Source organism: Odoribacter splanchnicus DSM 20712, from assembly GCF_000190535.1.
Taxonomy (GTDB): domain Bacteria; phylum Bacteroidota; class Bacteroidia; order Bacteroidales; family Marinifilaceae; genus Odoribacter; species Odoribacter splanchnicus.
This window is the reverse complement of sequence record NC_015160.1, coordinates 3,096,804-3,112,366: the sequence shown is the minus strand read 5'-3', so window position 1 is coordinate 3,112,366 and position 15,563 is coordinate 3,096,804. Positions and strand designations below refer to the sequence as shown.

The 15,563-nt window shown below is 39.1% G+C and carries 20 protein-coding genes; 6 read left to right on the top strand and 14 right to left on the bottom strand.

The genetic code is table 11. From position 1 onward, the window contains the following. Positions 1-2: 2 nt before the first annotated feature. From ODOSP_RS13080 to ODOSP_RS19955, 13 genes are all read right to left on the bottom strand, one after another. Complete coding sequence (locus tag ODOSP_RS13080; protein ID WP_013612777.1) at positions 3-1,076, bottom strand: Clp protease ClpP; 1,074 nt, start codon at positions 1,074-1,076, stop codon at positions 3-5. A 53-nt stretch (positions 1,077-1,129) separates the two neighbouring features. Then, positions 1,130-1,540 carry a hypothetical protein gene (locus ODOSP_RS13075; protein WP_013612776.1) on the bottom strand — a complete coding sequence of 137 codons (411 nt, stop codon included), beginning with the start codon at positions 1,538-1,540 and terminating at the stop codon, positions 1,130-1,132. A 10-nt stretch (positions 1,541-1,550) separates the two neighbouring features. Next, positions 1,551-2,093: a hypothetical protein gene (locus tag ODOSP_RS13070; protein WP_013612775.1), complete on the bottom strand. Its 543-nt coding sequence runs from the start codon at positions 2,091-2,093 to the stop codon at positions 1,551-1,553. Positions 2,094-2,719: 626 nt separating this feature from the next. Next, the gene (dnaG, locus tag ODOSP_RS13065; RefSeq protein ID WP_013612774.1) at positions 2,720-6,637 is read right to left on the bottom strand and encodes a DNA primase; all 3,918 of its coding nucleotides are present in this window, start codon (positions 6,635-6,637) and stop codon (positions 2,720-2,722) included. Continuing rightward, positions 6,612-6,959, bottom strand: a complete 348-nt coding sequence (locus ODOSP_RS13060) for an XRE family transcriptional regulator (protein ID WP_228026217.1) — start codon at positions 6,957-6,959, stop codon at positions 6,612-6,614. Before ODOSP_RS13060 ends, dnaG begins: the two co-directional genes overlap by 26 nt. A gap of 17 nt (positions 6,960-6,976) precedes the next feature. After that, a complete protein-coding gene (locus tag ODOSP_RS18930) occupies positions 6,977-7,288 on the bottom strand; it encodes a hypothetical protein (protein ID WP_013612772.1) in 312 nt (103 codons plus the stop codon). Beyond that, complete coding sequence (locus ODOSP_RS13050; RefSeq protein WP_013612771.1) at positions 7,285-7,467, bottom strand: hypothetical protein; 183 nt, start codon at positions 7,465-7,467, stop codon at positions 7,285-7,287. Before ODOSP_RS13050 ends, ODOSP_RS18930 begins: the two co-directional genes overlap by 4 nt. Positions 7,468-7,478: 11 nt before the next feature. Further along, positions 7,479-8,294 carry a DNA adenine methylase gene (locus ODOSP_RS13045; protein WP_041556822.1) on the bottom strand — a complete coding sequence of 272 codons (816 nt, stop codon included), beginning with the start codon at positions 8,292-8,294 and terminating at the stop codon, positions 7,479-7,481. A 52-nt stretch (positions 8,295-8,346) separates the two neighbouring features. Next, positions 8,347-8,835, bottom strand: coding sequence for a hypothetical protein (locus ODOSP_RS13040; RefSeq protein WP_013612769.1), 489 nt, complete (start codon positions 8,833-8,835; stop codon positions 8,347-8,349). A gap of 68 nt (positions 8,836-8,903) precedes the next feature. Next, a complete protein-coding gene (locus ODOSP_RS13035; protein ID WP_013612768.1) occupies positions 8,904-9,242 on the bottom strand; it encodes a hypothetical protein in 339 nt (112 codons plus the stop codon). A gap of 2 nt (positions 9,243-9,244) precedes the next feature. Then, a complete protein-coding gene (locus ODOSP_RS13030) occupies positions 9,245-9,478 on the bottom strand; it encodes a hypothetical protein (RefSeq protein WP_013612767.1) in 234 nt (77 codons plus the stop codon). 208 nt (positions 9,479-9,686) lie between these two features. Beyond that, entirely contained in the window at positions 9,687-10,253 is a 567-nt protein-coding gene (locus ODOSP_RS13025) for a response regulator transcription factor (RefSeq protein WP_013612766.1), read from the bottom strand. 62 nt (positions 10,254-10,315) lie between these two features. Continuing rightward, positions 10,316-10,489, bottom strand: coding sequence for a hypothetical protein (locus ODOSP_RS19955; protein ID WP_013612765.1), 174 nt, complete (start codon positions 10,487-10,489; stop codon positions 10,316-10,318). Positions 10,490-10,603: 114 nt separating this feature from the next. On the opposite strand from ODOSP_RS19955, the gene ODOSP_RS13020 reads away from it, so the two are divergent. From ODOSP_RS13020 to ODOSP_RS13010, 3 genes are all read left to right on the top strand, one after another. Continuing rightward, positions 10,604-10,963 carry a helix-turn-helix domain-containing protein gene (locus ODOSP_RS13020; protein WP_013612764.1) on the top strand — a complete coding sequence of 120 codons (360 nt, stop codon included), beginning with the start codon at positions 10,604-10,606 and terminating at the stop codon, positions 10,961-10,963. 2 nt (positions 10,964-10,965) lie between these two features. After that, positions 10,966-11,982, top strand: coding sequence for a hypothetical protein (locus ODOSP_RS13015; RefSeq protein ID WP_013612763.1), 1,017 nt, complete (start codon positions 10,966-10,968; stop codon positions 11,980-11,982). 252 nt (positions 11,983-12,234) lie between these two features. Continuing rightward, entirely contained in the window at positions 12,235-12,642 is a 408-nt protein-coding gene (locus ODOSP_RS13010; RefSeq protein WP_013612762.1) for a hypothetical protein, read from the top strand. Positions 12,643-12,824: 182 nt separating this feature from the next. Here ODOSP_RS13010 and ODOSP_RS20535 read toward each other — a convergent pair whose 3' ends face one another. Further along, on the bottom strand, positions 12,825-13,004 hold the full coding sequence (locus tag ODOSP_RS20535) for a type II toxin-antitoxin system RelE/ParE family toxin (protein ID WP_083813779.1): 180 nt from the start codon (positions 13,002-13,004) through the stop codon (positions 12,825-12,827). Between the two features lie 249 nt (positions 13,005-13,253). Between ODOSP_RS20535 and ODOSP_RS13005 the strand changes: the two genes are divergently transcribed. The 3 genes from ODOSP_RS13005 (at position 13,254) to ODOSP_RS12995 (ending at position 15,559) form a co-directional block, all read left to right on the top strand. Beyond that, a complete protein-coding gene (locus tag ODOSP_RS13005; protein WP_013612761.1) occupies positions 13,254-13,934 on the top strand; it encodes a DUF3800 domain-containing protein in 681 nt (226 codons plus the stop codon). A 1-nt stretch (position 13,935) separates the two neighbouring features. Further along, positions 13,936-14,427: a hypothetical protein gene (locus ODOSP_RS13000; protein WP_013612760.1), complete on the top strand. Its 492-nt coding sequence runs from the start codon at positions 13,936-13,938 to the stop codon at positions 14,425-14,427. Positions 14,428-14,647: 220 nt separating this feature from the next. Beyond that, positions 14,648-15,559, top strand: coding sequence for a L,D-transpeptidase (locus ODOSP_RS12995; RefSeq protein WP_228026218.1), 912 nt, complete (start codon positions 14,648-14,650; stop codon positions 15,557-15,559). Positions 15,560-15,563 lie beyond the last annotated feature (4 nt).

Here is a 15,563-nt window from a genome sequence, read left to right as displayed (position 1 = left end):
GGTTAATCTTTCATGTGTTTGAGAGACATCATTTTATCCCAGTCAACCCCGTCGTTTTGATTCAGAGGATTTTCAGACTGTCCGGAAGCCGGAACACCTGGTTTTTCTGCCAGTTTCCGGGATAAAACATTTACTTTTTCTGCCAGGTTTTTTGCTGAAGCAACATCCGGATGCAGGGCGTTCAGTTTATCGACTGCATTGTTGTAGTTTGTTTCATGCTGAGTGAGTTCGGTGATCCGGTGGTCCTTTCCGGAAATGGCATCTTCGAAGGCTTGAAGTTGTGCCTCATTCAGATACGCGCCTTTCCCGTCCTGGCTTTCCAGGGATGTAACAGCCAGAATCGTGTTGAGTAGGGTGAATTGTTTCATTGGTATTTGATCTATTTTGGATTGTGGAAAAATCGGAGTATTTTCTTTGCTGAAGAATTCGCGGATTCCGGAAACAACTTTACCAACGAGTGAGTCATCGTCAGTTGCGGAAAAATCCGGAAGTTTGGGAAGTCCCATCATGTTGAATTTTTCAGAGACTTTTGCCAGATTGATTTTTGTGGTTGTAGTGTTATACACTTCGTCAACGAAGCCCCATTCTTTTGCTTCATCGGCTGTTAGCCATTTTTCTTCTTTCATCAGGTTCAGAATTTCCAGAACCGGCTTTCCGGATCTGTCTGCATATGCTTTTGCAGCTACCAGAGTCATTTTCTCATTTTCATCTTTAACTTTTTCCAGGTGAGTAATCAGATCGGATATCTGATCTTCATTCATGCCTCCCCAGGCATTCACCCAGGACATGACTTTATGTATAAGGTAGAAAGATGAATTGCTGATACGGGTATGTTTTGCACCCAAGCCTATTAAAGTAGCAGCACTGGCTGCGTACCCTGAAATATCTACAGTTACACTTCCGTGAGCTGCAAACTGATCTTTGATGTTGATTGCCATCAGGAAGTCGCCACCACCACTGCAAACATGACAAATAACCGGATTTTTTCCGGCAGCATTCAGGTAAGATTTAATGTAACGATTTGAGTAGCCCCATTCCCCGATATAGGAATCAATGTCGAATTCTGTAGTCGCCATAATATTGTTTTTCAGGCAATATTATGGCTATCGGACAGGTGGAAAAAGGACAGTTACAAACTTATTAACGGGGAAGGGAAGCGTAATTTTCGGGAAAACTTGAGTTTTACACAATTCAGGTCCTCAAATTCTTCGCCGGTGTCTGATTCAATTTCATAACGCAAGGGTTCATTCCGGGTGCCGTCAATCCGGGTGATATTATTACTATCGGATGTGATCACAACGAAGTTGTTCAGGAGTAATTCGGTGTAAAAGTTGTCTTTATCGGATCGGGCAACAGTGCATTCTATTTTCAGGTCGTAATATTCCCCGTTTTTATCATCTTTCCGGGTACATTTCCGTTTGGCAGAATCCAGAATGAAATTAACCTGAATTAAACGTTCCTGATCTATAATCTGGCCAGAATCACTAATGTTTGAAACCGGACAGACATATATTTTTACTAAACCACCTGTATTATCCATATTGTTGTTATTAGAGCTGTCTTTTACCGACAACCTTCAACGGTGTCCCGATATCCGACAACATTTCCATAAATATTCTGCTTAATTCGTTCCTGAAATTTCCGATCAGCCGTTTTTGTACCAGGGAGCCGTTCCGGTCGAAATCTTTTTTTATGGAATCATATCCCCAGACGTCTTCCGGAAAGCCGAAAGTTTCCTGAAAATCCCGGATGCATTTCGCAACCGAATAGCCCAGGCTTTGATGGTATGCGATGTGAATCCGTGCAAGAAACTTGATTCTTTTTTCAAGAAAGGAATTTAGTTTCAGCGTTTCTGTTTTAGTGAGTGTAAATCCATACCGGAAGAAAGTATCCTTTGTGATTCTCAGCTCCACGGTAGCCGGAAAGTTGGATGAAATGATTTTATCCAGGCGCGTGGATCCTTCGCGGAGCATCATGGTGACCATGTCATTCAGCTCGGGATCTTGCCGGATATCCGCCGGATTGCCGTAATTGTTTTCCAGATATGCCTTTGTATAGGGTTTCACTGCAACTTTAACTGTATAAATTTCCATTTTCAACCGAATTTAATATCTCTGATTTTGTCCGGAAAAGACAAAAAACTATTTTTTGAAATTGTTTTCACTAATTTTTGCGACCTACCGACCTACCGACCTACCACGGCCGGATTTCAAAAGCTAATATACTGAAAATAAAGCAAAAAGCAAAAACGGAGAGGTGAAAAAACATAGAAAAATGACGACCTACCCGACCTACCAAGCCCTTTTTTGACGTTTTTGGTAGGTTTTAGGATTTTTACAGGGAGAAAACACTGAATAAGGCTAAAACCTACCCGACCTACCAAAACCTACCAACCTACCATTGACCTACCTATGAATATATATATAATTTTTTCTTATAAATATATAATATATAAAGCTTTACGTGTGTTTCTATTTTTGAAAAAAGTTTCTTTGGTAGGTCGGTAGGTCGGTAGGTCGCTGTTTTCTGGAAAATTTTTCAGAAAAACTCTCTTTTATAATTTTCCTCTGAATATTGGGGGGGTATGGGGGGAAAAATGACTGGATCGGACTCATATGGTTTTCGATTCCGGCCAGTCCTTATATGAAAGAAAGGTTCCGGTATTCTTGCCGAGAATACCGGGAATTGAAAAACCCGGCCAATCGGCCGGGTTGTCTCTTTAGAATAGTACTTTGTCTTCACAAAGCTGTCTTTCTTTCAGTTCAGTTGTTTCGGGTTGTTCAGGAGGTGCACTTCGTTCCAGATCGATATCGAAATACTTCCGGAATATATCGTAGTTTAGGGCAATACAGGAAGTTGTTTGTATCCTGTCTCTCATGATCCGGATCATTTCCATATTGCCGCTTACTTCAGATTTCGGCACTTCTTCGACCTCTTTCCATCGGAATTTCCGGCTGCTGACAACACCGATATAGGCCGGATTTGACCGTAAGTTCTGTTCGATAGTCGATTGTGTTGCACTTTCTGTATTGTAGGACGATTTTGCGTAATAGGTAAATAAATTGGCCAAGCGGATGAACAGGATTTTTTCGTCGGCTTTTAGATTGACCTGAGCCGATTCTCCACCTGAAGCTTTTAATGTCAATTTTCCTGGTTGGGAGATATCGTAGTCGCGTCCTTCTTTTATAGTCCCGGTATTTATCATCACCTCAATAGCCTTAAAGAATCCGGCTAGTTTGTCAGAGTGACTGATTAGTTCTATTTGCCATTTAACCTTGTCTTTAGCCAGGTTAAAAAATTCCTGATATGTAAAGGGTAATTGAAGATGCGGAGCATATGTTTCTAAAAGACGGCACATTGTCAGGAACAGGGAGACTGTTTTTATAATCCGGACCATGTCGCCTGAAGCATCCCCTCCAGAAAGAACGGCGTCGGTCAGTTCCTTGTTTGTGGTTCGCTCAAGATGTTTAAAGTGGTCCTGTACAATCGGACGTAGCTTCAAAATCTCAAACAGAACATTGCAAAGTCCGGTCTTTTCGGAATCTTTCAATCGTTGAAATACTTCAGTCTCCCGGGCAGTATATTCTTCTGTCCGTTTGGGGACTTCACATAGTACTACGCGATTCATCAGGGCGTTGTCGTCCCGTTCCGGGGTTTCCTGACCCAGAATAATGACGGGGCTGTTCACTTTACTGGTATCCAGATCCCGGTCGTTTATCCTTTTCCGTTTCTGTTTCCCGTCTCCGTCGTAAGTGATAGCCTTCAGGCCCTGAAATTTTGCATCTGTAATGCTCTTATTGTTGTATTCTTCAAGGACCTGAGGAATGTCCCGGAAACCTTCCATCAGAGTGAAAAAGGCGGCATCGGTACCAGAGTTTAAATTGAAGGACGGAGCTTTGGGATCTACGAAAAGGGAGCGGATGGAAATAGCGATCTGGGTTTTCCCGGACATGGTTGGTCCGACGAAAAACAAGGAGGTAAATAATCGGTCAATGGCGTGGATATCTGACCGGAAGGTACACATAATTGCGTAAATGACGGCCCATTTGCCATTGTGATTGATCTTATATACTTCGTCCATCAGACTGGCCCACTCCTGGAAGGAACATTGTTTTTCTACCGGGATGTCTTTAAAAATGAAATACCGGTGTTGTTCATATTTGTCGGAATCTTTCCGGAGACCGGAGTATATTTTGCTGTATGCAGGACTATAATAGTTTTCATCATCGTGCGTCATGACTCCGAGATCGTCGGCGTAATCGATCCGGAATTCTTTTTCGACTTTGTGGAATATAGCATTGGCAAAGGCAAAGAAACCTTCTGATTGTTGCCCGAATACTTTTAACTCAGTACATTTGGTATAATTGTAGCTCATAGCCTGGCGGATCTTTTTGAAATATGTATCGTTACCATTTTCAAAATTCAAGGCTTCCTCATTCAGAAGGATCTCTTCGAAGCTGCTAAGTTTAGCAAGGCTTTTACTTTTCACCTCGATATAGAGAGGCTGTTGAGAATATAGCCGGGTAATTTTTATAACCCGTTTGTTGAACTCAGAATCCTGATCGTAAATATGTAAAAGGGGAGTCATGTAGAAATCAGAAACCTGGATATGTCCCCCTTTCTCGTTGCGGAACATATAACATACCGGTTCGCTTTTTTTGTTCAGGAGTGGAAAAAAGCCGTAACGACGGTAAATTCTTTTGTATTCCTCGTTTTCCTCAACGTATTCCGGGATTTTTTCCGGATCGTAAGCAATGAGGAAATCATCGACATCAATCCGCTGGGTGTTTATAGCGGATTTACTCCGGCGTTTTTCCAGATAAGGTTTCAGGATGTCTTTATATTGTGCGATTTTCAATCCAAGACTGGAAGCCCATGAATTCGCCATAACTGTACGGACAGTTTCTCCGGCGCATGATATCAGCTCAGCACACCGATCAACATAAACAGCCCGTTGTGTCTCATTTGCACTGTCCATTACGCTGCCGTACATTTTCACATAATATTGTGCAAACCCGACAGCACCGGATTCCGGAGAGAGAACAGTGACAGCAACGCCTGCTCGAAACAGGGCTTTCAATAACAGTAAAGATTTCGATTCTTTTTTATCGTCAAAGTTCAGGGCATAATTATCCTGAAACTCAACATTGTCAATGAAACGTTGAAAATTCTGTATCTGATCGGTCGGGACCTGTCCTGAAAAATATACGACCGGATCATTCCCGTAGTGTTTTGAGAAAAGTTCAAAATTTCCGGTCAGGATACAGTTACCGGGGTTGTCCTGAAGCATTTCTAAGGATTCATCGATTCCGTAGAAACCATCTTTAATATAAGCTTCTGCCGGAAGAGATTTGACCGTTTCACGGATTTTACTCCAGATAATTGCTTCATCCAGATCGAATATTTTTACGATGTTTTTAATATATGAAGCCTGAAGGGATTCTTTCCGGAGAAATGCGATCAGCCTACATATTTCCTCCAGGCATTTTTCTTTTAATTCCGGATCGTGAAAATGAGGCTCGTTTAATTCGGCCAGAAAACTGGCGAAATCTTTTTCCTGCTTTTTCAGGTATTTTTTCAAGTCAGCCGGATTCATTTTCCGGGCAAAACTATCCGGATCTTCACCAGTAGGTAATTTCACACACCGGACAATTGCGCCCTGTTCGATTAAGGCAGTAATATTTTTCTGTGCAGCTTCCTGTCCGGCATTGTCACCGTCATAGATCAACGTAATATTGCGTGTAAAACGCAGCAGTGTCCGGATCTGTTCTTCGGTCATGGCTGTGCCGGAGCCACAAACTGTATTCGGAATTTCAGCCTTTACAAATGTCAGTACATCGAATTGTCCTTCTACCCAGTACACTTTATCTTCTCGGGAGATAGCTCCTCTGGCTTGGTAAAGGCCGAATATAATCGAACCTTTGCAAAACAGTTCATTATTGTCAGAGTTGCAGTACTTCGGTATTTTGGTCAAAGCGTCATTGATGCGTCGGCTCTGAAATCCGATCGGATTTCCGGTGAGATTAAAAATCGGGAACATTATCCGGTCCTGAAATTTATCTTCAGGTCCGTTTTTCCCGTCTTTTATCAGGGAATTATCCTGAAGTAATTGCAGGTCGTACCCCTGCCGTTGCAATTCATCCCGAAGCTTATTGCTGGCAGGAGCATAGCCAATGTGATATTGTTCCAGGATCTTATCTCCGGGGGTAAAACCTCTGGAGATAAGATATTTTTCAGCGGTTTTGTCAGTCTGATGTTGTCGGAAAAAATGAGTTGCTGCACGTAGCACAACCTGAAGAGATTCCCTGCGGTGGATTTTTTCAAGTTCTTCCGGTGTCAGTTCATTTTCAGGAATTTCGATATTATATTTTTTTCCGAGCTGCCGGACGGCTTCCGGAAAACTAAGACCATCATATTTTTGCAGGAAAGTAAATACATTACCACCTTCTCCGCAACCGAAACATTTAAAAATTTGCTTTGCCGGACTGACACTAAAAGAGGCTGTTTTTTCGGAATGAAAAGGGCAAGGTCCCCAGTAATTTGCACCTTTCTTTTTCAAAGTTATATAACTGCCGATAATATCGACGATATCGGCAGCCTGGCGGATCTTATCAATTATCTCCGGAGGAATCTGCATTATCGAATAGATTTAATTGTTCGTTCACGATTATATCATCCAGTTCTATTCCGAAATGTGATGATAGCTTTTTATATTCATTGTCTGAAATGGGTTTACGTCCGTAATAGAGATCCCACCACCTCTTCTGTGTGATACCCACCGAATCATAAAATGACCGGTTCGGGTTGAAATATTCCGGATTTGTAAATTTCTTTGTTAAAATCTCACGCACCAGGTTACGAACAACCTTTTCATACGGGTTGATCCGTTTCCTGTGCATATATTGCTGTACAGCTACTTCTGTCCTGTTTATCTTCCTGGCGATTTCGGCTGTGGTCATTTTATCAGCGTTTTCTGTTACGAAGTTTTCTTCTGCCGTTGTCCAGTGTTTTCGGTTAGTATAAAACATTCTCTTCTGATTATTTTAGTGTAATCACTGCTAAATTCATATTCTTTATGTGTCATCACGTACTGGCAACAGATTTTTATAAAGAGGTCACGATTTTCCGTCTTGACCTGTTTAGCTATATCGTAATACTCGTTTTCTTGTAATCGGTCGAGAGCCATCCAAACAGAGTTGAAATACTCGTTATAGGTGTTCTCGCCTAATTGTGCCCGGTATAATTCCTGCCAGGCCCAATCGGTTAAACGATGTTCACTGAAATTCATTTCTCTTTCTTTTTTACATACCTAATTCGGATTCCGAAATCTGTCTTTTCAACAACTTTTCCCCGAAAACAGGAGAATTTTATTTCTAATGCTTTCATTTTGTCGAGAACATTTTGCGCAGATTCCCGATCTTGTTTTTGGCTTTCTGGAGAATACCAGTTCCGATCAACGTTTTCCATGATTCAATAGGTTAAAAAATTGAGCTAAACAAGGTCGGTTCAAGCTCATAGTTATAAACTAAAACTTCTGTACTTTTCCGTGCATTTTTATTGACGGCAGAGTGGGTTGTAACATCTATCTCTTTGAAATTCCATTTGTATTTTTCCACGGCAGATCTTAGCGTATCTGTCCAGTAATTTGATAAAATGAATTTTCCTTTTAACTTAGAAATAAACATCAATAGGTCTGCCAGGTCTTTTTCTGAAAACCCATAGTAATGCCCTTGACAAGCTCCCGGATAAGGAGGATCGAGATAAAAGAACGTTTCTACGCTATCCCTATCTTTAATCACTCTCAGCGCATCCCTACATGATATTTGAACCTCAGAAATCCGTTCATACAGTTTATTGGTAAATTCTTCACGCTTTTTCCGCAAAACACGTCCAATATGAGTTCCGGCAGTCCCATTGCAATACCTCCATCCTCCGTGCAAATTGGCGGCATGGCATTCATGTGAAAGAATCCATAAAGCCCAAGCCCTTTCGACATCGCAACTCTCTATGCGTTTATTATAGATGTCTTTGGCTTTTAAAAATTCGGCTTCTGAATGCAAAGAGTGTTGTATCATTTTTTGAAGCTCTCCAAACTTTTCCCGGCAGATCTGATAAAAATTTATCAGCATTTCGTTTTTGTCGTTTATGACCTCTATTTCGGATTTCCCTTTCGCAAAGAAAACAGCCCCACCTCCGAAAAAAGGTTCGCAATAAATCCGATGACGGGGTATCATCGGAATGATCCGGCCGGATAAACCTTGTTTACCTCCATAATAGGTTATTGGTGTTCGCATAGTGTTGTATTTTAATGAGCCCAATGGCTCAAATCGCCGCATACTTGAATGTTTAGCTGTAATAAATAACACCTTTATTTTCATAGACGACTTTTAGTATTTCCATGTAATCACAATATCGACGATACAAGTCAGCGGGTAATTCCTTCTCGGCCTTTTCTTTAAAATCAGAAAAATTTTTGTATAGTTTTTCTGCGATTACAAAATCAAACGAACCTTCATTATCAGCAAAATTTATAAACTCGATAAACGGTTTCCCTAACCATTTATCGATATTGTCCCAAATATCATCAGGAGTGACACCATGTACCATTAAACATATTTTTTGTCTAAAATGATTGTATCCGCCATACCCCATATCAAAGTCTGGTGCATTTAAAAACTGAGTATCATAATACCCCTCTGGAAATTGGCTTAAATGAATGATAGGTTTGAAGTCAAGAGAAAAAATACATCTTGCATTTTCGTTGTCATCTAAATTACTATCATATTCTTTACAGATAAACTGTTTGATTTTTAAAGCATATACACTTACTCCCATAATTTTTTGAATTTGCGAGCCAAACGGCTCAATTAGTTAAAGATTAGTATTGCTAGGATTAATTAGATTTACCAACACTTCGGTGATATTACTTTCAGTTTGTATTTATACCCCGCCGAATTAGTCAATTCTATTTCCTTTTCAACTAAAGGTTGGTGCCCGACCAGTTTTATTTCAAACATGGTAGTTTTTAGTAAAGGATTCATCAATTTAGCATTTCCGGAACGGAGGATACGGGAAAAGTACTGCATACTTCCGACATGATACCCGGGTGGGGTTAGACACCGGATTGTTCTCTGCAAATCTTTTAATCCGGCAGCAAAAAAATACAAATGTTCTGTAGCCTCCTTGAAACCAAACCGATCGTCATTTTTGTGTTTGGCAGCCTTAATAACATATTTATTCATAGCTAAAGATTAATATCAAACTCAGGTGTTCTTTCACCTGCGACAGATGCTTTACCCTGACTGTTCCAGGTTACCCGGATACCCCGGTTGTTCTGCTCAACAAATCCGACGATCTCTTTTACATACAGAGATTCGGGAAGATAGTTGATGATTGAAACCTGGATATTGAGATCCGATTTCTTGATTGCGTTTTCAAAGTCAGAAACGCGGTACTGTTGTTCTTTTTTCTTTTTCATAGTTTTGACGTTGGGAATGGACCGGAGAAGGGGATTCGAACCCAGATAACCTTATGATAGCTGTTCGCGCGATAGCCGTTATCTTTACATTTTACGCACCTGCGATCTTCTCCGGAGGATGTCCCGGCTATGACGCTATGCCGGGACATTGTGAAAGAACTCACCGCTTTTTGTTTCCGGTGCGGCATCCGGATTCACTCAACACAGACTATATTCCTAGTTCTGTAACTATTCCGATCAGGGCGACGGCATTGGCTACATTAAACTTGTCTTTTAACTTTTCGATCCGGCTTTTGACAGCAGGTTCGGAGATACACAAAGAGTCTGCAATCTCTTTGGCTGTTTTGCCGGATTTTAATTCACGAAGAGTTTCGATATCGTGTCCTTTTAAAGCTATATTGCTGCCGCATATTTTTCCGCGACCAGAACAATCTGTCCGCTGACATGCTGAATTATAGATGTCAGGGGTGATCTGTCCATTGATGGAGTCCGGGTCTCCGTCCAGGGAACCAAACTTGCAGAAAAGCCATTGTTTAAATCCGGACTCAAAACCGGTGATCCCGAATTGTTTCCGGATAAATTCCTGGGCTTCTTTATCCTGCATATACACTTCTATAAAATTGCGTTTTTCCATACTGGGTAAATCCTGGAATAAAATACTGGTTCCGTTGTAAATAGCATACATATCCCCGTTGTGGGCAAATAGTTCCGTTCCGGAAAATATCCCGGCCGGGATGTTGGCACTCTGGCCAAAGTGTTGTACATTTGTTTCCATGATCGAAAGATTTTATCCCGCTGTGAGTCCGCCAAGATTAGCAGTGGGATTTTTGTTAGTAATTACTTGGTTATAAATTCTGCAATGGCCAGTCTGACGACATGGGCTATTTTAGTGTTCATTTCTTTTGCTTTTTCATTTAGCAAACGTTCCATTTCTGTTGGAATCAAGACATAAAGACGCTCTGTTGGACGTTCGAGTGCCAGATTCATACTTTTTGTTGTTTTTTCTTCCATATCTTTTAATTATATTTATACTGCAAACATACAAAACAAGATAATATAAATAGCGTATATTGTGTTAAAATTACTATATATGCTATCATTTTAGACTAATTATAAATAGGAAAAATGTTTAATGGTCATAAAATCAGTAAATTACTAGAAGAACGACATCTTAAGAAGAAATCGTTGATAGAATATATGCAAACATATCCATCAGGTTTAGATGCTATTATTAAAGATGGTAATCCCAGAGCAGATACATTAGAAAAGATTGCAGACTTCTTTCGACTGCCTATTGATTATTTCTTTGACCGTAACATTGAAATATCTGATCTAAGCCCATTAATTACCGGTAATGGTAATAAAATACAGCACGGAGATGGTAATATAATGATCGAAACTCAAGCGAAAGAGATCGAGCATTTGCAACAATTACTGGCAGAGAAAGAACGAACCATACAAATATTGCTAAATCAAAACAAATAAATATGTCAACAGATAATCTATCAGAGTTATCAATGTCAATTTCTCAAATTAGTGATGAGAGGGGATATTGGTTTTTTCGGAGTCAAGGTGGTGCCTATTATAGCGATTTTTTTAAATATAACTTTATTGGAATAGGTTATAATGAAATTTCAATAAAAGATCTAACTTTTGCTGATGAAAAGACGGTTAGTACTCATATAAAATCTAAATTGTCTATCAGTGGAAAAGCTGATAAATCTGGATACGCAGCTTCTCAAATGATTCGATTTGTCCATGGCCTGAAAAAAGGAGATGTTGTTATAGTTCCTGATCATGCTTCTCGGAGAGTAGTATACGGAATAATTACTTCTGATAGTCCTTACATGAAGAGTAAAAACTCTGAAGACAAATGTCCTTTTCAAAAACGTTGGGATGTAAATTGGACTTATCAGGAAGCAAGACATAGATTGAATCCCAAATTATTTCCAATATTTTCTTCCCGACATATCATTACAGATATTTCAAAATATGCACCATACATAGACTCAACAATATCAGATTTATATATCAAGGATGAAAAAGTACATTTTGTGATTAATATTCTGACAGACAATCCTATTCTGAGGAATGATTTTGATACATTTTGTAACTATACAAGTTTTTTTATTGATGACTTTGAGAGGTATTTTGGTGGAATTCCTGATGAAGAGCAGGAAATAAAAATAGGACTTCAATCTCGAGGACGAGTTGAAATTATTTCAAAAACTTTTAAAGGAATTTTGGGATTTGGAATATTAGTTAATGCGGTTGTAGGAGGTAATTTTGAAGTAGGTGCATGGGGGCTTGATTTTAAAATGACTAATCCAGGAATCCTTAAAACTTGGGATGAGTATCGAAATAGTAGTGCTGATAGGCAACAAAAGATTCAAGTATTTCAAAAAGTTTTAAAGAAAATGGATGTAGACACAATTCGTGATGTTGATAAATTACTTGAATTCTATAAAGCTAATACAAAGGAGAAAAACGACACAATCCAATAACAAGTCCTAAAGTAAGAATTGCGAGAATGATACTAAGCTTTGTTGTCATATTTTTATTGAAGAAAAGGATAATACTTCCAACAGTATATCTACAAAAAAGATAAGCAATACTCCATTCTATCATGAAGACTGAAGCGATGGACAATATATTGAGAATCGTTTTCATGTTGCAATACTAAGGAAAATAATGAATACGTCCAAAAATGAGTAGTTAAAACAAAATTGGTGTTGGTAATTTTAAGAATAATAACTATGGAAAATGAAAAATTAATTACAGGTGATGAGCTTAGGACAATGAATTTACCACTAAAGGCTGGGAAAGATCATTTATCAGGAAGTATGTGTATAACTAAAGACGAATTAATTTCACATTATGTTGTTGATGAAACATTATTAGAAAATATGCCGGGTAATAAATTGGTAACGCATGGACAAGTTCGGCGTAGATATAATCCTGACGACTTCATTACAGGAAATATTTTGGCATCCTTAGGATTAAAATTACGAAATGGTAAGCAACCGACTTCTGGCTCAGATTTTGTTACTAAAAAAGTAATAGAGGAAACTTATCATGTAAAAAAATCTTTATTGAAAGATTTTAAAGACAACGATTTTATTCCCTGTAGATATGTTCAAGCTCCGGGAAAAGACGTAGAATAATATAAGGTCTATAGTTTTTATTGTATAAAATAGAAATCCATTTTTTATTGATAAAATTGACAAAAACTAAAGCAATATAAATCAAAAGCTTCCAGTGACGTCAAAATTCCAGTCATCTCGACAAAAAACAGGACGCACTGATTATCAGTGCGTTTTTTGTTTAAAGTTGATAAATCTACCCCTTAAACTATGATCCGGCCTTCATCGAAAATGAAAAATACCCGGTAGATATTTCCATGATACATAGTCCTTATTTCATAGAGGCTATCTCTGATAAATATGACGAATTTCGTACTAATTCTATTTCTGATCTGTAGAAGGTCAAGTAGATAATGAACCTTCTTAGGCTCGGTCGCTGACAGGGTTTCATGAGATTGTCATAATAATCTCCGAATGCTATTATTTCCCTTTTCATACAGCAAATATAGTGAAAGGTAAGTGCAATGACAGATGACAACTTTCCGGTAAATCACCGGTTTTTACATGCTTCCAATGCCGATGTTTTACCGCCAGATCAAAGATTTTGTTATGTAAAGGGAAAAAATGTGTTTGGGTTTTGTTTTCAGGTAAAAATTGCTTAAATTAGCCTTAATCTTCTTATCTTTAAAATCATGCGTGGGTCTTGGGTATATAATTATTATTGCGATGAGAGCTGTCATCTTCAAAAAGATGGCAAACGGTTCATGGTATTGGGGTATATTGCGGCTCCCTTGCATAAAATAGAACAGATGAAGGGGGAGCTGAAAAGCTTGCGGGTGAAATATAAGAATACACTGGAAGTGAAATGGACTTATTTGAATGAGTGGAATTATCCGTTTTATACGAAGTTGGTAGATTGGTTTTTCAAAAAAGGAGGGATACGATTCAGGGCGATTATCGTAGATAAAAGCCGGTATATTGCCGATAAATGTGATCATGATTACAATAAATTTTACTATCTGATGTATTATCAGTTGCTTTTTCATACTTTGGATCCGGTTTGGCATTATAATATTTATTTGGATATTAAAGATAATCTCAGCTCTTACCGGACTGAAAAGCTGAAAGACATACTGAATGTCAGGATGGAGATCATTGAAAAAATTCAGCATGTGCGTTCTCATGAACTGGATTTATTACAGCTGTGTGATTTATTTATCGGAGCTATTGCCTATAATCTGAATCAGACAGAGAAAGCGTCGGAAGCTAAAGTTCGATTCATAGAAAAGTTAAAAATCCGTACCCGGACGGATCTGGAAAGTACAACTTCAAAAAGAATTTCAAAATTCAACTTGTTTAGAATTCAGATTTGATATGCCCCTTAATCTGATCAAGACATATAATTCTCTTTTGGAATTGGATGCGTTCGATGAGGAGGAACGTAATGCATCGTTAATGGGCATTTTTAAAAGGGATTTTGTCGATTCGGGAAATTATTTCAGGCAAAAGAAGGTATTACCGACATTGTCACAAGGGAAAAATACTTTATCCATTTTTTTCAATCATTTGATTACAATGGAAGATCGCTTGCATAGGGAGAGGATCTATGACCGGAATCGGGCGGTGAGGCTACATTGGATTAAATATCATCTCGAGGAAAGACAACCTGAACATTTGCAGGTGTTTTCCGTAAAAGACAAAGTAGCCATTCGTACTTACCTTTATGATGTACAGGAATCTTATGTTATCGTTCTGGAACCCCGGGGAGACAATCGGTATTATTTACTGACTGCCTATTATCTTTTGGGAAGAAACCGGTATAAAATTGAACATAAATTGAAACGTCGGCTGGCAAAAGTATATTGAGACGAAAAGCGATAAATACATCGATTTACCGCTTTCCGATTTCCTTCCTCCTTTGGAGGATGAACTTTCTACAAATATAAAATATTTATTGAATAAAGCCAATTCTTACCACCTGAATGTGAATCTTTTATAAATAGTACGAAAAGAAGGAGTGAGGTTTGGGAAAAAAAATTATTTTTACGTATCAAATGACATGTTTTATATTTTGATATTTTAAGGAATGGGAAAGATGTCATTTTTATTTCTTCTGTTTTCATTTTTTTTCTCGGAGAATGGGGGAGTGAAGATTGAAAAACAATTGTTGTACGATCGGCATACCTTGGAGGATAATTATGAATACAGGAAGGTGGAACGGAGTTTTCAGTGGGATAAGATTGCAGGGATGATAGATTCTTTGTTGAATTTTGAAAATCAGGCTAAAGAGTTCGGAGCTTTGAGTAATTATAAAAACCGGAACGGCCGTGCTCCATTGTCGGATTCGAGTCGGAAAGACGCTTATCGGGCTATCGAAGATAAATACGGGGTGAAAAGAGATCAATCCGTTCCATTTTATAAAACAGGGAACTGGGAAGCTCCCGAACGATATGGGCGTGATGGAGCGTTAGTATCGGTCATCCGTGATAGTGCGGTTTTTTTGTTGGTGACACCTTCTTCTTTCGGTGGTGAGTGGTGGGTACCTGAAAAATATGTAGATCGTTTGGGTGGGGCCGACTTTCGGAAGTTGATATTTATCGACCGGACGAATCAAAACCTGGCTACTTTGGAGCAGGGGGATTCTACCTGGTTGGTCAGGAGTATGAACCCGATAACGACAGGATTGCATAGACCGCCCTATAAGAGAGAAACGCCTCCGGGAGTCTATGTCATTCGCCGTAAGCTGGAAGCGATGCCTTTTTTAAGGGACGGTTCCATTGAGCCCGGAGGATTTGCTCCATGGGCCAGCCGTTTTTCCGGAGGAGCCTACCTGCATGGAGTACCGGTAAATTATCCGGACTCCGTTGTTTTGGAGTATAGCGGTACGCTGGGGACAACTCCGCGTTCGCACATGTGTGTGAGAAATGCCACTTCTCATGCTAAATTCATTTACGATTGGGCCCCTATAAGTGAAGCATTGGTGATTGTATTTGATTAAAATA